The sequence below is a fragment of the Kribbella sp. NPDC058693 genome (genome assembly GCF_042715335.1).
In the GTDB taxonomy this organism is placed as follows: Bacteria; Actinomycetota; Actinomycetes; order Propionibacteriales; family Kribbellaceae; genus Kribbella; species Kribbella jiaozuonensis.
The window spans coordinates 1,351,140-1,369,262 of the sequence record NZ_JBHXSQ010000003.1; the positions used below are offsets into that span (position 1 = coordinate 1,351,140).

At 68.0% G+C, this 18,123-nt stretch carries 18 protein-coding genes; 15 read left to right on the forward strand and 3 right to left on the reverse strand.

The genetic code is table 11. The features are described 5' to 3' along the window. Positions 1-78 precede the first annotated feature (78 nt). The 10 genes from ACFWUU_RS24725 (at position 79) to ACFWUU_RS24770 (ending at position 9,481) form a co-directional block, all read left to right on the forward strand. Positions 79-486, forward strand: a complete 408-nt coding sequence (locus ACFWUU_RS24725; protein WP_137258173.1) for a helix-turn-helix domain-containing protein — start codon at positions 79-81, stop codon at positions 484-486. After that, positions 483-1,109 (forward strand): DUF2064 domain-containing protein, encoded by a 627-nt coding sequence (locus tag ACFWUU_RS24730; protein WP_380178593.1) that lies wholly within the window; start codon positions 483-485, stop codon positions 1,107-1,109. The genes ACFWUU_RS24725 and ACFWUU_RS24730 overlap by 4 nt, the downstream gene beginning before the upstream one ends. A 245-nt stretch (positions 1,110-1,354) precedes the next feature. Next, entirely contained in the window at positions 1,355-1,747 is a 393-nt protein-coding gene (locus tag ACFWUU_RS24735) for a type II secretion system protein (protein ID WP_380178595.1), read from the forward strand. Positions 1,748-1,828: 81 nt separating this feature from the next. Continuing rightward, positions 1,829-2,926 carry a type IV pilus twitching motility protein PilT gene (locus ACFWUU_RS24740; protein WP_380178597.1) on the forward strand — a complete coding sequence of 366 codons (1,098 nt, stop codon included), beginning with the start codon at positions 1,829-1,831 and terminating at the stop codon, positions 2,924-2,926. A gap of 128 nt (positions 2,927-3,054) precedes the next feature. Next, complete coding sequence (locus tag ACFWUU_RS24745) at positions 3,055-4,542, forward strand: GspE/PulE family protein (RefSeq protein ID WP_380178599.1); 1,488 nt, start codon at positions 3,055-3,057, stop codon at positions 4,540-4,542. Beyond that, positions 4,539-5,744, forward strand: a complete 1,206-nt coding sequence (locus ACFWUU_RS24750; protein ID WP_137258169.1) for a type II secretion system F family protein — start codon at positions 4,539-4,541, stop codon at positions 5,742-5,744. Before ACFWUU_RS24745 ends, ACFWUU_RS24750 begins: the two co-directional genes overlap by 4 nt. Next, positions 5,744-6,178 (forward strand): type II secretion system protein, encoded by a 435-nt coding sequence (locus tag ACFWUU_RS24755; protein WP_380178601.1) that lies wholly within the window; start codon positions 5,744-5,746, stop codon positions 6,176-6,178. The genes ACFWUU_RS24750 and ACFWUU_RS24755 overlap by 1 nt, the downstream gene beginning before the upstream one ends. After that, the gene (locus ACFWUU_RS24760; protein ID WP_380178603.1) at positions 6,169-6,792 is read left to right on the forward strand and encodes a type II secretion system protein J; all 624 of its coding nucleotides are present in this window, start codon (positions 6,169-6,171) and stop codon (positions 6,790-6,792) included. The genes ACFWUU_RS24755 and ACFWUU_RS24760 overlap by 10 nt, the downstream gene beginning before the upstream one ends. Then, on the forward strand, positions 6,789-8,741 hold the full coding sequence (locus ACFWUU_RS24765; RefSeq protein ID WP_380178605.1) for a hypothetical protein: 1,953 nt from the start codon (positions 6,789-6,791) through the stop codon (positions 8,739-8,741). The genes ACFWUU_RS24760 and ACFWUU_RS24765 overlap by 4 nt, the downstream gene beginning before the upstream one ends. A gap of 95 nt (positions 8,742-8,836) precedes the next feature. Beyond that, the gene (locus ACFWUU_RS24770; protein ID WP_380178607.1) at positions 8,837-9,481 is read left to right on the forward strand and encodes a LuxR C-terminal-related transcriptional regulator; all 645 of its coding nucleotides are present in this window, start codon (positions 8,837-8,839) and stop codon (positions 9,479-9,481) included. A 486-nt stretch (positions 9,482-9,967) separates the two neighbouring features. Here ACFWUU_RS24770 and ACFWUU_RS24775 read toward each other — a convergent pair whose 3' ends face one another. Together ACFWUU_RS24775 and ACFWUU_RS24780 are read right to left on the reverse strand one after the other, a co-directional pair. After that, positions 9,968-10,513: an NUDIX hydrolase gene (locus ACFWUU_RS24775; protein ID WP_380178609.1), complete on the reverse strand. Its 546-nt coding sequence runs from the start codon at positions 10,511-10,513 to the stop codon at positions 9,968-9,970. A 30-nt stretch (positions 10,514-10,543) separates the two neighbouring features. Next, complete coding sequence (locus ACFWUU_RS24780; RefSeq protein ID WP_380178611.1) at positions 10,544-11,860, reverse strand: zinc-dependent metalloprotease; 1,317 nt, start codon at positions 11,858-11,860, stop codon at positions 10,544-10,546. Positions 11,861-12,146: 286 nt separating this feature from the next. Between ACFWUU_RS24780 and ACFWUU_RS24785 the strand changes: the two genes are divergently transcribed. From ACFWUU_RS24785 to ACFWUU_RS24805, 5 genes are read left to right on the forward strand one after another with little or no spacing between them, the layout of a single operon-like run. Further along, on the forward strand, positions 12,147-12,572 hold the full coding sequence (locus ACFWUU_RS24785; RefSeq protein ID WP_137258164.1) for a molybdenum cofactor biosynthesis protein MoaE: 426 nt from the start codon (positions 12,147-12,149) through the stop codon (positions 12,570-12,572). Between the two features lie 30 nt (positions 12,573-12,602). Then, on the forward strand, positions 12,603-12,854 hold the full coding sequence (locus tag ACFWUU_RS24790) for a hypothetical protein (RefSeq protein ID WP_137258163.1): 252 nt from the start codon (positions 12,603-12,605) through the stop codon (positions 12,852-12,854). Continuing rightward, the gene (locus ACFWUU_RS24795; protein ID WP_380178613.1) at positions 12,851-13,885 is read left to right on the forward strand and encodes a PDZ domain-containing protein; all 1,035 of its coding nucleotides are present in this window, start codon (positions 12,851-12,853) and stop codon (positions 13,883-13,885) included. The genes ACFWUU_RS24790 and ACFWUU_RS24795 overlap by 4 nt, the downstream gene beginning before the upstream one ends. A 46-nt stretch (positions 13,886-13,931) precedes the next feature. Continuing rightward, complete coding sequence (locus ACFWUU_RS24800; RefSeq protein ID WP_380178615.1) at positions 13,932-14,549, forward strand: PPA1309 family protein; 618 nt, start codon at positions 13,932-13,934, stop codon at positions 14,547-14,549. Further along, complete coding sequence (locus ACFWUU_RS24805; RefSeq protein WP_380178617.1) at positions 14,546-17,530, forward strand: UPF0182 family protein; 2,985 nt, start codon at positions 14,546-14,548, stop codon at positions 17,528-17,530. Before ACFWUU_RS24800 ends, ACFWUU_RS24805 begins: the two co-directional genes overlap by 4 nt. 36 nt (positions 17,531-17,566) lie before the next feature. Here the strand turns inward: ACFWUU_RS24805 and ACFWUU_RS24810 are convergent, their stop codons facing one another. Then, on the reverse strand, positions 17,567-17,959 hold the full coding sequence (locus ACFWUU_RS24810; RefSeq protein ID WP_380178619.1) for a hypothetical protein: 393 nt from the start codon (positions 17,957-17,959) through the stop codon (positions 17,567-17,569). Positions 17,960-18,123: the final 164 nt, after the last annotated feature.

Consider the following 18,123-nt stretch of genomic DNA (forward strand, 5'->3'; position numbering starts at 1 on the left):
GTGGACACCACTGTGGGAGAGTTACTCTCTATCGGGAAGTACGCACTTCAGGGTGCCTATCGCACGACGAGGAGAGCCATGCCCACCCGCACCGCCGCCCAGCTCCGCGAAGAAGCAGCGCGCGAGTACGACGCGTTCCTGGCGAGCTGCCCGGCCCGGCAACTCCTCGACCGCATCAGCGACAAGTGGGTGACGCTGATCCTCACCGCCCTCGCCGATGGCCCGCAGCGCTACTCCGACCTGTCCCGCCGCATCGCCGGCGTCAGCCAGAAGATGCTGACCCAGACCCTCCGCTCCCTCGAACGCGACGGCCTCCTCACCCGCTCGGTCACCCCGTCCGTCCCGGTCCGCGTCGACTACGAACTCACGCCACTGGGCGAGACGCTGATGCCACTCATCGCCTCGATCAAAACCTGGGCAGAGACCCACATGCCGCAGGTCAACGCAGCCCGCGAGACCTATGACGACGTAAGCGCCACCGCATGACCGAGCCAGACGCTCTCGACCGACGCGTTGTGGTTGTCGTCGTACCGGCCGCGGGGACCTGGGCGCCGCCCGGGCGGGATCCCGAGGCATGGCGGCTGGCGCTGGCCGAGGACACGTACGAAGTACTCGCCGCGCTGGACCGCGTCGAGGTGGCGGTCGCCGTTGCGGGTGGAGATGAGGACGCCGTCGCAGAGGTGAGCGCACTGACCTGGCCCGGCACACCGACGTACGCCGTCGACGCCGCCCGCCCGGTCCTGCACGCGGTCGAGCTGGCCGGTCCGGCCGCGGCAGTTGTCGCCGTCTCGTACGACGTACCCGATCTGCCCGGGCTCCTGATCGGCAAGCTGTTCCGGGCCCTCAGCAGCGCCGACATCGCTGTCACTCCGGCCGAGGACGGGACGCTCGCGGCGATCGGGACCAAGACACCGGTCGCGGGCTGGGTTGCGGAGATCGCTCCAACGTTCGACACGCCGCTTTCCGCCCTGGAAGCCCGCAAACCTCGTCGGCATGCCGTCGCGATCGGCCCGGGCTGGCATCGGCTGCGTTCGGCGGCTGACATCGCACGTCTTGATCCGGGCCTGGAGGGCTGGGACGCGACCAGGTCGCTCTTGCGCCATTCCTGACGCTTTGTCGGGCGAACGACCGACACGTGTCGGTCGGGTGGCCAGGGACGTCGGGCGTTCACCCGCTGTGACGCGGGGCTCGCAGAGGCGAGTCTTTGACGCGGCAGCAAAGCATCATCCGGGGGGATGTGTGGGGCGGATCCGGCTGGATTTACAGGGGTCGAGCCGAGGTCCTCGTTCGCTGCTGCCGCGCCTGGAAGACCCCGTCTCCGTCGCTTGCCGGAGCATCTGTAAAGGAAGCAGCAATGAACTACCCGCTTCGGGCCGTCGTCGCCCGAACAGTCCGCCGTGCCCGCAACCAGAGGACCCGCACCAGAAACCAGTCCGGCTTCACCCTGATCGAGCTGCTCGTCGTGATCGTCATCCTCGGCGTGCTGTCCGGGGTCGTCGTCTTCGCGGTCTCCGGCATCCAGGACCGCGGCAACGCGGCTGCGTGCAAGACCGACAAGAAGAGCGTCGAGGTCGCCGTCGAGGCGTACTACGCGAAGAACGGCACCTATCCACCCGCCGGTGACCCCGGCTGGCTGGAGCTCACCGTCGGCGTCAACCAGCTGCTGCGCAGCCGCCCGGTCGGTGACGGCTACACCATCACGCTCGGCGTGAACGGCCTGGTCACCGCCGCCGGCGCCTGCACCTGACCCGGTCCTGCACGGACACACCGGTCGGAGGAGGGCCGGTGCGTCCGGGGGCGTCGTGTTCGATCATGCCGAAGGGACCCCATGAGAATTCCCGTGCCTGGCAGCCGGGTGGATCTGTTGCTCGAAGAACTCTGGAACGCCGGTGGCACCGACCTGCTCCTCACCGTCGGAATGGCGCCACAGCTGCGGGTCCACGGTGTCCTGCGCCCGGTGGCGGACAAGACGCCGCTGACCAGGCGGGACACCGATTCGATGCTTGCCGAGATCCTGAACCCGCACCGCTCGAATGTCTGGCAGACGACGTACGAGCACGACTTCTCGTTCTCCTGGCGGGAGAACGCGCGGATCCGCGCGAACGCGTTCACCCAGCGCGGAGACACCGCACTCGCGCTGCGGGTCATCCCGCGCAGCATCCCGACGATGTCGGAGCTGGGACTGCCGCCGGTGATCGGCACATTCGCCCGGCTGCATCAGGGCCTGGTCCTGGTCACCGGGCCGACCGGATCCGGCAAGTCGACCACGCTGGCGTCGGTCATCCACCAGATCAACACCGACCGGGCCTGCCACATCATCACTATCGAGGACCCGATCGAGTACGTGCATGAGCACCGCCGGTCCGCGGTGAACCAGCGTGAGGTCGGCAGCGACACGGCGTCGTTCCCGGATGCGCTACGAGCCGCACTGCGCGAGGACCCCGACGTACTGCTGGTCGGTGAGATGCGAGACCTGGAGTCGATCCGGTTCGCGCTGACCATCGCCGAGACCGGCCACCTGGTCTTCGCGACCCTGCACACCAACGACACCGCGCAGTCGCTGGCCCGCATCATCGACGTCTTCCCGCCGGAGCAGCAGTCCCAGGTACGGGTCCAGCTGGCCGCGGCGCTCAGTGGCGTCGTACATCAGCGGCTGATCCCGCGGGTCGGTGGCGGACTGGTGGCGGCGTTCGAGGTGATGGTCGCGAACGCCGGCATCCGCAACCTGATCAAGGAGGGCAAGACGCATCAGCTGCGCAACGCACTCGTCACCGGCCGGCGCGAAGGCATGATCACTCTCGAGCAGTCGCTCTCGGAGCTGATCATGGCCGGCCAGATCACGCCGGAGGATGCGTACTCCCGTAGCTCGCATCCGAAGGAGATCGAACTGCGGCCGCGGGTTCGCTCCGGGGCGGTGCAAGTGTGATGCGACACCGCGGCCAGCCGAAGCAGACGGAACCGCCCACGCCTCCGTCCCATCGACCTGAGCTTGCAGCCGATCTTCCGACTGAACGGCGGCGGGCTGCGCGGTTGGCCGAGCGCCATGGCATCCCCATGGTGGACCTGTGGACCGTCACGCCCGAGTCCGACGCGACAGCCCTCATCGACGAGCAGACGGCGCGCCGGCTGACCGCGCTGCCGCTGGCAGTTCGCGAGGGCGAGGTTCTCGTCGTACTCGCGGATCCGGCGCTCGGCATGCAGGTCCAGGAAGCCCTGGGTCGCCCGGTGCGGCTCGCTCTCGCTGCGGCGCCGGACATCGTCCGCGCGATCGACAACAGCTTCCGCGCACTGGCTGGGATCGACGAGTCGATCAAGCTGTTCCAGGCCAGGGGTACGGCGCTGGAGCCGGACGAGCTCGTCGTGAACGAGGACGCGCCCGTGGTCCAGGTGGTCCAGCTGATCATCACCCAGGGGCTGCGCGACCGGGCCTCCGACATCCACATCGAGCCGCACGACGCCCGGGTGCGAGTGCGGTTCCGGGTGGACGGCGCGCTGCGCGACCAGCTCGACCTGCCCGCCGCGATCGGGCCTGCCGTGGTCAGCCGGATCAAGGTGCTGGCTGATCTGAACATCGTCGAACGGCGGCGCTCGCAGGACGGCCAGATCCGGATGCAGGTCGAGGGCCGAGACGTCGACATCCGGGTCTCGACCGCCGCCGTCGTCGGCGGGGAGAAGGTCGTACTGCGTCTGCTCGACAAGAGCCGGCCGCTGTTCCGTCTCGAGCAGCTCGGGATGCCCTCTGAGCTGGCGGAGCGGTACGCCGCGCTGCTGCGAACGCCGTACGGGATGGTGATCTGTGCGGGGCCGACCGGGAGCGGCAAGACCACCACGCTGTACGGGTCGCTCGGTGAGATCGACAGTCCCGAGCGGAACATCATGACGATCGAGGACCCGGTCGAGTACAGCTATGCCTCGATCAACCAGATCCAGATCAACGAGGCGGCCGGGATCACCTTCGCCTCGGGGTTGAGGTCGATCCTGCGGCAGGACCCAGACGTCATCCTGGTCGGAGAGATCAGGGACGCGGAGACGGCGCGCATCGCCGTACAGTCCGCATTGACCGGGCACCTGGTCCTGTCGTCGGTGCACGCCACCGACACCGCGACCGCTCTGCATCGCCTGCTGGACATGGGGATCGAGAACTTCCTCGTCGCGTCCTCGGTGAGCGCGGTGATCTCGCAGCGGCTGATCCGCAAGGTCTGCGAGAACTGCCGCGAGTACTACGAACCACCCGCGGCGGAGCAGGCGTTCCTGCGCAGCGCGGGCGCGGAGGTTCCGGTCGGCGGCCTGGTCCGCGGCGTAGGGTGCAACTTCTGCGCGCACACGGGCTATCTGGAACGGACTGGCGTGTACGAGCTGTTGCCGGTGACCGATCCGATCCGTGAGCTGGTCATCGATCGCGCTCCGCTGGCCGAGATCCGCAAGGTCGCCTGCTACGAGGGCATGCGGACGCTGCACGAGGAGGGTGCCCGGCTGGCACAGACAGGAGTCACGACAGTCGCCGAGGTACTCCGATCGATCTACACGGTGGGGATCCGATGACGAGATACGCGTACGTCGCGGCCAGGCCCGACGGAAGTACCAAGCGCGGTACGACGCGGGCCGAGAGTCGCGAGGAGGCTGAGCTGGCGCTGTACGAGCGGGAGCTGCGGAACATCCGGCTGTCCGAGAAGCCCGGCCTGCTGCAGTTGGAGATCACCGCGCGACGGGTGAAGCGAGAAGAGGTCATGCACCTGACCCGGCAGCTCGGTGCGTTCGTCGGCGCGGGGCTCCCGCTGACCGAGTCGGTGCACAGCCTCGGCCGTGAGGCGGAGAACTCGTCGGTCCGCCGGATGATGCTCGAGGTCGAGGACGGTCTCCGCGACGGCGAGCGGCTGTCGGACTGCTTCGACCGGCATCCGCGGATCTTCCCCGAGTTCTACCGCGGCATCCTGCGCTCGGCCGAGTTGAGCGGCCGGCTCGACACCGTGCTCGGCCAGCTCGCCCGCTACCTGGAACGTGACCTCGAAGCCCGCCGACGGATCAAGCAGGCCACCATCTACCCGGCGGTCGTCGCTGTGATGTCGGTGGTGACGCTGATCGTCCTGGCCGGCTTCGTGCTGCCGCGGTTCAAGGCCTTCTTCGACAGCCTCGGCGCCCGGTTGCCCTTGCCGACCCGGATCCTGCTGGGCATCACGAACTTCCTCACCAGCTGGTGGTGGGCGCTGATGATCGGTTGCGGTTTGCTGGTGCTCTTGCTCGTCTACGTGCTGAGTACGACGCCCGGCCGCTATCTGCGGGACCGGCTGGTCCTCGCCGTGCCGGTGATCGGGCCGACCATCCAGTACGCGCTGGTCGAGCGTTTCTGCCGGATCCTCTCGTCGATGGTCAGCGCGGGCGTCCAGCTGCCGCAGGCGTTGCGGGTCGCGACGGGGTCGCTGCCGAACCGTGTCTATCGCCGTTCGCTCGCCGGGGTGATGGAGGCGATGCTGCAGGGCGAAGGACTGGCGCGGCCGCTTGCCGCCACCAAGCTGTTCCCGGCCACGGCGGCCCAGATGATCCGGGTCGGCGAGGACACGGGGACGATGGACGCCCAGCTGGAGGTCACCGCGCAGTACTACGAGGGCGAGCTGGACTACAAGCTGAAGAAGCTCATCGGACTGTTCGAGCCGGCCGTGATCGTGCTGATGGGCGGAGTCGTCGGCTTCGTCGCGATCGCGCTGGTGTCCGCGATGTACGGGATCTTCCGGCAGGTGCAGGGCTGATGCGGGAACGTGGCGAGAGCCTGCTGGAACTGGTGGTCGCGATCGCGTTGATGGGCGTTGCCGTCGTCGCGGTGATGGCAGGGCTGACGACAACGATTCTGATGTCGGACACCCAGCGCAAACAGGCCACCGCGGTCACGACGGTCCGCAACTATGCCGAGGCGCTGCAGCAGTACGTTGCCGATGGCCACTATGTCGCGTGTGCGTCGTCGTACACCGTGCCGGGCTTCACTCCGCCGGCCGGGTTCACGGCTCGAGTGGTGGGCGGATCGGTGCAGTACTGGACCGGGGCGCTGTGGTTGCCGCTCTGCCTGCCGGACCGTGGGTTGCAGCGGTTGCGGGTCTCAGTGGCGAGCACTGACGGACGTGCGGCCGAGACGCTGGACGTCGTACTCCGGAAGCCTTGCCGGCTCGGGGATCCGCCGTGCGGTTGAGGCGTACCGAGCAAGGCTTCACGCTGATCGAGCTGCTGATCACCATGACCCTGATGGGGGTGGTGACTGTCGGCCTGGCTGATCTCGTGGTCAACGCGCTGCATCAGATGAGTGCGACGTCGGACCGGCTGGACATGGCGCAAGATGCCCAGCTCGGCGCGACGTACTTCGCCCGCGACGTCGCCGCGGTCGGCCTGCGTGATTACGGAGCTGTCGCTCTGGACGGATCGCTGCCGTTCGAGCCGTCGGTCCAGCTCGACGCCGTGGACTCCGCGGGGGGCGTGGTTTGTGGTCCGCTTCCGGTCGCCGCGGTTCGGCTGCTGTCGGACTACTGGGACACGTCGGTTACACCGGCCGTTCGGCGTACGGCGGTTGTTGCGTACTACGTGAATGGGGCCGGGGAGCTGCACCGGGCACGCTGTCTCGGGGGCACAACCCCGTCATCCGATCTGCGGCTGGCGTCGAACGTGAAGCCGGGGAGCGTTGCGGTGACCTGCTCGACCGCGTGTGACTCCGCCGTGCTGCCAGAGGGGATCACTCTGCGGCTGGTGATGTCGAAGCCGTCCACGGGCGACTACCCGGTCGCGCTGAGCGGACTGCGGAGACAGTCGTGAGGCGCCGGGACGAACGCGGGTCTTCGTTGTTGCTGGTCCTCGTGGTCATCACCGTGATCGGACTGGCGCTGTCGGCTCTGCTGTCCAGGACCGACTCGGCCGCACGAGTGTCTGCGAGTCTCCGGGATCAGACGTCAGCGTCGTACGCCGCCGATGGTGCGATGGAGGCGGCGATCAACAACTTGCGCAACAGCGGGTACAACGGTGAATCGGGGCAGCGATGCTTCGGGCTGTCGGACACGCTGTCACTCATCCTTTTCAACGGTCTCGACTCCGCCGCGGTGACGTGCAAGCCGGATCCGAAGCAGGTGGTGGTGCATTGCCGGGACGCGAGCGAGTGCAACCGGCCGGACAACGCCTTGCTGACCCTTGGACAGATAGCGGGCGAGGACGGTCTCGCGGTCGACCAGCCGGCGGGCTCGACGCTGCAGATCCACGGCAAGGTCGTGTCTCATTCGTCCGTTGATGTGCCGGCCGGAAAGCTGAGCGCCGGTGCGCTGTCCGCCCGCGGCGGGTGCTCCGGCGACCTGTTGGGGAATCCGCTCTGCAACCTGTCTGCGTTGCCGCGCGGCGACGACCCGGCGTACCCGTCGCCGTTGAGTAGTGTGCCTGCGCTGCGAGCCTTGCCGGCCTGTACGACGCCGAACTCGGTCGTCACCTTTCTGCCCGGGTACTACGACGACGCGGTCGGGCTGAGCGCGATGATGAAGAGCGACAGCGCGTGCCGCGGGAGCACCTGGTGGTTCAAGCCCGGCATCTACTACTTCGACTTCCAGAACGAGTCGAATCCGTTGCTGGACAGCGGCTCCAACGTCTGGACGGTCGACGGCGGCAGCCTGGTCGGGGGCACGTTGGCGGGTGGGTCGTGTGCAAGTCCGCTGGATGGCGCTACCGGGGGCGTGCAGTTCGTCTTCGGCGGAGACAGCCGGGTGGTCGTGAAGTCGGGCAAGGCGGAACTCTGCGGCAGCTATTCGTCGACGCAGCCGCCGATCGCCCTCCGAGGCCTCACCAGCGGGACCGGTTCGTCGGTCGACTCAAGCGGGGCGAGCGCGTTGAAGCCGACCGCGGTCTCGCTGGTGAGCAAGTTCGGGCTGACCGCGACGCCGTCCCGCCTGTCCACGGCAGACGGCGTCGCGGCCACCTGGAAGAGCTCGGTCGCCAATGACACCGCTCCGGTCACGATCAACGGGTTCGCTCCGCCTACCGCGATCCCGGCCGGCTCGGTGCTGGAATCCGCCGCGTTGAAGATCACTCATCGGCACGCTGACGTGACGTCGACGGACAAGCTGGACGTGTCACTCGACGTCGGATCAGGTACGCCGCTGACCGCGTCGGTGACCGGTGCCGCGGGCGGAACGGCGTACCGGACCGAGACTGTCCCGCTCGATGCGAGCCGCACTGGATCGCTGGCGCAGGCCGTCTATGCGGGGACCTTCACTGGAGCGAGCCTGGCGCTGACTGCGGGGCTGGCGGTGAAGGGGGATACCGAGGACATCGACGCGGTCCGGCTGGAGCTCAGCTATACGCCGCCTGCTCTGCGGGCTGGGGACGGCTGTGTGGTTGAGGGGCCGTATCCCAGTAATACAAGCGCTTGTCCGTTGGTCTCGGGTCGGATGTCCGTTCAGGGCACGGTCTACACGCCTGCCGCGGTTCTGGATCTCAGTGTTGCTCCGGGGGCGCCTGTGTTGGGGGCGGGCGCGGTGGTTCGCGCTTTGCGGCTCACCGCCTCGGGGACGCTGTCCGGGGCGGCGATCGACCTGCCGGACGATTCGCCTGGATTCACCTTCGGGGTGCAGCTCACGGCGTACATCTGCCCTGGTGGTCTGATCTGCCCGGCCAGCGGGCGGCCGGCTCTGCAGGCGAGGATCGGACTCGTCGATGCCGATCCGTCTTCGCCCGTGGCCGGCCGGCGTGCGGTGACCGTGCTCGGATGGTGGCGGCCGGGCTGATGGGGTTGTGTCTGGTGCGGCCAGATCTTGCGGTAGACGAGACAGTCTCTACCGCAACTGCGTCACGCTGCGTAGTTTGGTCCGCGGGGGGAGCCATGAACGATTGCGTCAGGGTCGTCGTCATCGACGATCACACATTGGTCCGCTACGGCCTGGCGGGGCTGGTCGACCAAGAACCAGATCTGGAGATTGTCGGCGACACCGGCCAGCGGACCGAAGCGATCGGCATCGTGTTGTCGACGCGCGCGAACGTCGTCGTACTCGATGTGACGCCGCCCGACCACGACGGTCTGCGGATCGCGCGCGAGCTCCGCAACAGGTATGCCGAGCTCGGGATCGTGCTGTTGGCACCGGAAGGGGAGGACAGCGTCCTGTTCGAAGCGCTCGAGTCGGGGGTGTCCGCATTCGTCGCGAGGACTGCGCCGACGGGCGAGATCCTGGCGGCGATCCGGCACGCGGCGGTCGCCCCCACCTCGTTCACGGCGACCGGGCTCGGGCCTGCGATGGCACGCCGCGACCAATCGTCGCCCGTACAGGCGCTGCTGAGTCCGCGGGAGGCGCAGGTGCTCGAGCTGCTCGGGCAAGGTCTGTCGGTCCGGGCGATCGCGGTGGCGCTGTCGGTGAGCGTGTCCACGGCGAAGACGTACGTCGAGCGGCTGTACGAGAAGCTCGAGGTGTCGAACCGGGCGCAGGCCATCATGACGGCACTCCAGCGAGGGCTCATCGAGCCGAAGTCGTGAATCGTTTGAAACTTCTTCTGTCTGACCCGTCACCTTCCTGCTGACGGCTCGTTTCATCAGGCAGCGGGGACTTCGGGGGAAGCCCAGCTGATCGCCGATGCCGTTCAGGGGCGGCACCCGACATCAGCCCACTGCCGGCCGCACCCGGGGGGATGCGGCCAGCCTCGGCAGCGGGCACAGCAGTACGACGGGGATCGCACGGGGGATGAACACAGCACGACAGATCACGGGGAACACGGGGGAACAGCAGTACCAACGGGGGATTTCACGGGGCCGGGGGGCCACGGGGATCCGGGGGGATCACGGGGACGCAGTACCAGCGGGGAACGGGGATCGCAGGACCAGGGGGATCACGGGGTGTAGTGCGAGGGATAGCAGGGCTGAGGAACGTTGACGCCCTGCTGTGGGGAGGTGGGCCGACCACTCGGGTCGGCCCACAGTTACGGGCACCGATCCATCAGGCTCGCGGTGCGATGCCGTGAGCTGTCAGGCTCGGGAGAGTTGCTCGCGTGCTCGGGCCGCGAGTTCCTGCACCGACGGATCTGTGTCCGCGGGGAGCTCATCCAGCGGGAACCACTTGAGGTCATGCGATTCCTCGCTCACGACGTACTCCGTGCCCGCCGTTGCGGTGACGAGGAACTGCACGTCGAGGTGATACGCCCCAGCGCACCCGCCACCAAGAAGCAGATGCCGCGAAAGCTGCAGCGGCTGACGACCGATCGTCAGACCGGTCAGCCCTGACTCCTCAGTCGCCTCCCGCAGCGCCGCACCCGGCAGCGTCGTGTCGCCGGGCTCGCAGTGCCCGCCGAGCTGAAGCCACCGCCCAACGGTCTTGTGCAACGTCAGCAGCGTGTTCTGCCCCGCGCCGTCAACCACCATTGCACTGGCCGTCACATGCTCCGGCCGGCAGCTGCGCCACATCCCGTCCGCATGCGCCGCGAGATGCCGCAGGTAGTGCGCCCGCAGCTCCTCCTGCTCCGCGTCGGGCGCACTCCAGCCCTCCAAGACCTCAACCGCATTCCGAAGAAGCACCCGGCAAGTCTCCCCGCCGCCCGGGACGGACTACTTGGTGGGGTTCTCGCCGTCGTCGTCCGAGGTGGGGTCGGTCGGCTTGTCTTCATCGGTGAGGAAGTCGGTGATGTCGATGTTCGAGAGCTCGCCCGCGTGCTGCGCGAACCCGATCGGGTCGTCCAGGTCCGCCGTGCTCGGCATCAGGTCAGGGTGCGACCACAGGTTGTCGCGACCGTCGACACCACGGGCGTCCCGAACGGCAGCCCACAGGTTCGCGGCATCGCGCAGACGACGCGGTCGAAGCTGAAGACCAACAAGAGTCGCGAACGTCTGCTCAGCCGGACCGCCGGCCGCCCGACGACGCCGTACCGTCTCGGAGAGCTGGATCGCGGATGGCATCCGGTCCCTGGTCGCCTCGCGTACGACGTCATCCACCCAGCCCTCGACCAGCGCGAGCGTGGTCTCGAGCCGAACCAGCGCCGCCTTCTGCTGCTCGGAGTCCTCGGGCTCGAACAGGCCGCCCGCGAGCGCCTCCTGCATGGCCTCCGGGTTCTGCGGGTCGATGTCGGCCATCGCGCGCTCGATCTTGCCGGTGTCGACCTCGATACCGGCCGCGTAGTCGGCGACCGCGGCCAGGAGGTGCTGCCGCAGCCACGGCACACCCGCGTACAGCCGCTGGTGCGCCACCTCACGCAGCGCCAGATACAGCCGGACGTCCTCGTCGGACAGTCCAAGCCCTTCGGCGAACTTGGCGACGTTGTCGGGCAGCAGGATCGCCTGGCCGGTCGGCCCGAGCGGCAGACCGATGTCGGACGAGCTCACGACCTCGCTGGCGAGCTCCCCGAGCCCTTGGCCGACCTGCGCGCCGAAGACTGAACCGCCGAGCTGCCGCAGCATCCCGGCCATCGGGCCCGCGAACTGCTGCGCCTCGGCTGGCAGCGCGTTGCCCATCGCACCCGCGACGTGCTCGGCGACCGGGTCGACGACCGTCTGCCACACCGGCAGCGTGTTCTCGACCCACTCGGCGCGGCTCCAGGCCGCGGAGGTCGCAGACACCTCGGGCAGCGTGGTCGCCTCGTCCAGCCAGTGCTCGGCGAGCCGGACCGCGTCCGCCACGCGATCGCCGTCGGCGGACGTCATCGACCGGTCCCCGGCGGTGGCGACGGTCTTGCGGGCAATGTCCTTGGCCAGGTCCCAGTTCACCGGCTTGCCGTCGGTCGAACCGCTCAGCAATTGCTGGACCTGGGCGAAGATCGCGTTCAGGTCCGGGGTGCCGCCCGCGCCGGCCGCACCGGAGAACTGCTGGAACATGGCCTCGAACGGCGTTCCCTTGAACGGGTTGTCCGGGTTGTCCGGTTCGTCGCTCATCGGAGGGCCTTCCTGTGCGGGTGGGGCGTACAACTCCAACGTACTGGTTCCGTCGATCAGTTCCTCCACCGGCGAACGCATCACCGCCCGTGTTCGCCGGTAGGTGAGGAAGGCAACAGTCTCTCCGGGTGCCCGGCGCACCACGCACCGCAGCCTCCGGGACGCCGAAATGCCGGTGCGAGAGGGAGGGGATGTGTGGACAAAGGCGGTCGGGAGGGAGAATTGCGCGACTGGGGATGCGATGGTGTGCGGGAGAGCGCGGGGGACCGGCGGGAATGAGGAACGGATGAGCGACGCGATCAGGCTGCTGGACATACGGGAGAGCCCGTTGTCCAGCGACGAGGTGCTGGCTGCCGTTGCCGATCCGACGGCGGGTGGAACCGCGATCTTCATCGGCACTGTGCGCAACCACGACCACGAGAAGCCGGTCGACAAACTGGCGTACGAGGCGCATCCCGACGCGCTGGAGCACCTGCGGAAGGTTGCGCAGCGTATCTGTGACGACCCCGCCGTGACCGCGCTGGCGGCGGTGCACCGCACCGGGGACCTGAAGATCGGTGACGCCGCCGTGATCGTCGCCGTGGCGGCTTCGCACCGCGACGTCGCCTTCACCGCGTGTCGGCGGCTGATCGACGACCTCAAGGCCGAGGTCCCGATTTGGAAACACCAGCACTTCATCGACGGTGGCAGCGAGTGGGTCGGCGCTCACTGACACGTACGCTGGGCGCATGAAGGTGGCCGGATGAAGGTTTTGGCGTGGCTGGCGTTCCCGCTGATCGCCACGCTGCTGGCGATGTGCTGGGCCGCCTGGCGCGGCTGGCGCAGCCGTGAGCGGCCGCGGTCCGGCGGCGCCTTCGCCTCGGTCGAGGATTTCCGCCGCTTCAACGCTGCCCTCGCCGCACCTGGTCCGCGGGCCACTCCGGAACGTCGCCGGGGCCTGGGTCGTCGTAATCATCAGCAGGCCTCCACCAAGATCGCAGGGCAGGGTTCGTGACACGTCGTACCGCCACATTGGTCACCTCGATCGTCGTGCTTCTCGTCTCGCTCGGGCTGGTGACCGCGTTCCCGGTGCCGTTCGTCTCGTTCAGCCCCGGTCCGGTCAAGGACACCCTGGGAACGGCGAAGAACAAGCCCGTCATCGAGATCACCGGGCACGAGACGTTCCCGACCTCCGGCCAGCTGGACCTGACCACGGTGTCCGTCACTTCGCCGGACCGTCAGCTGACCCTGCCGCAGGCGATGCGCAACTGGCTCGACCCGCACCACGATCTGTTCCCGCGCGACATCATCTATCCGCCCGACCAGAGCGCCGACCAGGTCCAGGAGCAGAACACCGCCGAGATGACCGGCTCGCAGGACAGCGCGGTCGCGGCCGCGCTGCAGGCGGCGAAGGTCCCGTTCCACACGAAGGTGTCGACGGTCGCGGACAAGTCGCCGGCCCAGGGCAAGCTGAAGCCCGGCGACATCATCCTCGCTGTCGACGGCCAGACGGTGACGCAGGTCCCGCAGGTCGGTGACCTCGTCCGCAAGCACAAGGTCGGCGAGAACGTCGTCTTCCTGATCCGCCGCGGCACCGAAGAGCAGACGGTCCAGCTGAAGACTGCCGCGACTCCCGGTGACGCGACCCGCCCGATGGTCGGGATCTCGATCGGCGTCGAATCGCAGGTCAAGGTCACGGTCAACCTCGGCCAGGACATCGGCGGCCCGAGCGCCGGTACGGCGTTCGCCCTGGCCATCTACGACAAGCTGACTCCTGGCCCGCTGCTGGACGGAAAGCACGTCGCCGGCACCGGCACGATCGACGCGCTCGGCGAGGTCGGTGCGATCGGTGGCATCCAGCAGAAGATCGCCGGCGCCAGGAACGACGGCGCCACGGTCTTCCTGGTCCCGGCGCCGAACTGCGAAGCCGCGCTGCACGCCGGCGTGAAGGACATCCAGCTGGTGAAGATCAGCACCCTGACCGGTGCGATCAGCGCGCTGCAGGCTGTCGCCAGCGGCAAGGGAGATGTCCCGTCGTGCAGCTGATGAGCCACCCGTACGTCCCGGTGACCCGAAGGGAAGACCTGCCGGCATGGAATCCGTAGGCACGCTGCCTCCTGACGCGCTCAACCGCGCGGTGATCGAGATCGAGAAGCACGTGAGCAGCGCGGGCTGGGACCAGCCCGCGCAGTTGTTCGCGCTGGTCCCGACCGAGGAACTGCTCCGCGCCGAACCGCAACTGGCCGCGCAACTCGGTGCCGACGACGCCTCCCAGCCGCTCACCCCGGTCGCCCAGGGTGAGCTTCCCGGTGGTGTCGAGGACGACAACCTGGCCGACGCGCTCGGCCGGATCGAATGGCCCGACGGAGTCGCCGGCTGCGCGCTGGCGATCGAGCGGATCGTGCTCCCGGCTTCGGCCGAGGCCGGTCTGTCCAGCGTCGAGTCCGACTCCCAACTGGCCCAACTGGCCGGCAGCGATCCGCGCCGGCACGAGGTCAGGATGGTCGCGGCGGTGCTCCGGGACGGCGGACGGTTCGGCGCCGTCCGGCTCCGCGAGCACGACGAAGACAGCGCTGTGCTTGCCGGCGCCGACTTGGTCCCCACGCTGTGCGAAGTACTGTCTTTGACATTCGAACCTTCGGTCGGCAGCCGGCCGGGCGATGGTCCTGGGGTCGACGGCATGAGTGACGACGAGGAGAAGCGACGATGAGCGACGGCGTCTACGACATGCCGGAGGAGCCGCCGGCCCGCAGATCGCGGCGAACAGGCGGACGTCCTCGGGCCCTGCTGCCGACGATCGCGACCCTGATCGTCCTGCTGATCCTCTTCAGCGTCTTCACCGACGTCTGGACCCAACGGCTCTGGTACCGCTCGGTCGACCTCGGCTCGGTCTTCAGCACCGTGCTCGGGACCCGGGTGCTGCTGTTCGTGATCGTCGGTCTGCTGATGGCGGCCGCGGTCGTCGCGAACATCATCGTCGCGTTCCGCACCCGTCCCCGCGTCGCCCTGGCGCCGTCGCCGAGCCCCGGCTTCGAGCGGTACGGCGATCTGCTGCAGCAGCACGGGAAGATCGCGGTCGGAGTGGTCGCGACCCTGATGCTGGTCTTCGGCGGCTCGGCTGCATCGGGGGAGTGGAAGGTCTTCCTGGCGTGGAAGAACCGGACCCCCTTCGGCGTCACTGACAAACACTTCAACAAGGACATCGCGTTCTTCGTCTTCGACTACCCGTGGCTGCGCGTACTGCTCGGCTTCGGCTACTCGATCGTCCTGCTGTCGCTCGTCGCTGCGATCATCACGCACTACTTGTACGGCGGCTTCCGCCCGTCCGCGAAGGGCCAGAAGGCCTCCGGCGCGGCGCAGGTGCAGTTCTCCGTCCTGCTCGGTCTGCTCGTGCTGCTCAAGGCCTTCAGCTACTGGCTGGACCGCTTCGGCCTCACCACGTCTGACAGTCGGCTCTTCACAGGTATCTCCTACACCGGCGACAACGCGGTCCTGCCCAGCAAGGAAATCCTGGCCGTCATAGCGGTCCTCTGTGCGTGCCTGTTCTTCGCCAATGTGGTCCGCAAGACCTGGCTGCTGCCAGGTGTCGGCACGGTCGTGCTGATCCTGTCGGCGATCCTCCTCGGCGCTCTCTGGCCCGCCGCGCTCCAGCAGTTGCGCGTCCGGCCGAGCGAGCCGGTGAAGGAAGGCCCCTACATCACCAAGAACATCGAGGCCACGCGTGACGCCTACGGCCTCGCGGGGACCGAGGTGACCGACTACCAGGCCAAGACGACCGCGACGCCCACCGAACTGCTGCAGGACACCGAGGTGCTGCCCGGCATCCGGCTGATCGACCCGAGTGTCGTCGGACCGACCTTCGAGCAGCTCCAGCAGGTGCGTGGGTTCTACTCGTTCCCGACCGATCTGGACGTCGACCGGTACAAGATCGGCGACAAGGTCAACGACACCGTCATCGCGGTCCGCGAGGTCCAGGTCGACCGCCTGCCGGCCGGCCAGCGCAACTGGAACAACGACCACACCGTCTACACCCACGGATACGGCGTCGTCGCCGCGAACGGCAACCAGCGGGCCGCGGACGGTACGCCGGTCTGGACCGAGAAGGACCTGCCGCCGACCGGCCAGCTGGGTGACTACGAACCGCGGATCTACTTCGGCGAGCAGTCCCCGGACTACTCGATCGTCGGCGGTCCGGAGGGCGGCCAGCCGGTCGAGCTCGACACACCGGAAGGTAAGACCGGCGGCGACCCGACGCTGAACACCTACCACGGCAAGGGCGGCGTCTCGATCGGGTCGTTCGGCAACCGGTTGCTCTACGCAACCAAGTTCCGGGACGCGAACATCCTGCTGTCGAGCCGGGTGAACTCGGACTCGAAGATCCTCTACGACCGTACCCCGCGCGAGCGGGTCGAGAAGGCGGCGCCGTGGCTCACGCCGGACGGCGACCCGTACCCGGCGATCGTCGACGGCCAGGTGGTCTGGATCGTCGACGGCTACACCACCTCGGACAACTACCCGTACTCCGAGAAGGTGGCCCTGGACGTCAGCACCCGGGACACCACCACCGGTCGCGGGACGATCGCGCAGCAGCCGAGCGAGAAGATCAACTACATCCGCAACTCGGTCAAGGCCGTGGTCAACGCCTACGACGGCTCGGTCGAGCTGTACGCGTGGGACGACAAGGACCCGGTTCTGAAGACCTGGATGAAGGCCTTCCCCGGCACGGTCAAGCCGAAGTCCGCGATCTCGCCGGACCTGCTGGCCCACCTCCGCTACCCGGAGGACATGTTCAAGGTCCAGCGCGACCTGCTGGCGAAGTACCACGTCACCGACGCCGGCACCTGGTACCAGAACAGCGACCTGTGGCGTGTCCCGGACGACCCGACCGCGGTCTCGTCCGGCGGCGACTCCTCGACGCATATCAGCCAGCCTCCCTTCTATCTCTCGTTGCGGATGCCCGACCAGACCGAGCCGAAGTTCTCGCTGACGTCGGTCTACGTGCCGAACGCCGAACGGGAGAACCTCACTGCGTTCATGGCCGTCGATTCCGAGGCGACATCTCCGGACTACGGCAAGTTCCGAATACTGCGATTGCCCGGCAACCTGCAGATACCTGGTCCGGGGCAGGTCTACAACAAGTTCCAGACCGACGAAGGCATCAGACAGGCGCTGCTCCCGATCAACCAGCCGAGCAGCGGCGCCAGAGCGCAGTACGGCAACCTGCTGACGCTGCCGCTCGGTGGTGGTCTGCTCTATGTCCAGCCGGTCTACTCGGTGCGGACGAGCGGGCCCGGTAGTTATCCCGTGCTGAGATACGTCCTGGTGTCCTTCGGTGATGGGGTCGCCTTCGGCTCCACGCTGCAGGAAGCCCTGGCCACGGTCTTCAAGACCAACGTCGACACGGGTGAGCAACCACCAGGTACCAAGACGCCGCCTGCGAACCAGCCGAACCAGACGGTCAAGCAGGCGCTGGCGGACGCCCAGGCGGCGTACGACCGGGCGCAGGAAGCCCTCAAGAAGAGTGATCTCGCGGGCTACCAGGCCAACGTCAACCAGATGAAGGCAGCGCTCGACAAGGCTGCGGCAGCCGCCGCAGCGACCAGTCCGACGCCGACCACGAAGCCGTCCGGCGCCCCGTCGACCCCGGCAAGCCCGCCGGCATCGACACCGACGACCTCACCGACAGGCTGAGCCACAGCGTGACGCCCCGTTCCGTTGCCTAGGGCATCAGGTGGTGGACTCCGGATGGAAGCCGGCCGCGGTGTCGAGCACGTCCTCGTCGGTGAAGCGCTCGTGGTCGATCGTCACCTCGGCCGCGACACCCGGCGCGACGAAGTAGAACACCTCGTCGCCGGAGAACAGACCGTCGTACCCACCGACCTTGACCGGGGTCAGCTGCCAGGAACCCGGCTCCTTCTCCTCGTACTCGACCAGGAAGTCCTTCAAGGCCTCGAGATCGGTGAGCTTCTCGCCGCGGATCGTCTTCACCGTGAGGTCGACCTTGTACGCCCCGTCCGGATCCGGGCCGGTCTCCCAGACCCGGCTGTGGAAGGACACGTCCTCCCACTCGTACTCGAAGTCGCTCGGCGTGCCGATGCCGTCCGGAAGATTCTCGATCACGAAGCCGTCCAAGGTGCCAGCCCTCTGCTCGGTCGATGGAGATGCCGCGGAGTACGTCGAAGATGCTGAGGCAGGCACGGTCGTCGAGAGCCCGAGTGAGGCCAGGACGACCGCGCTCCCGATCACGATACGACGGGCGGACGGCACGACTCGGGAACGAAGCG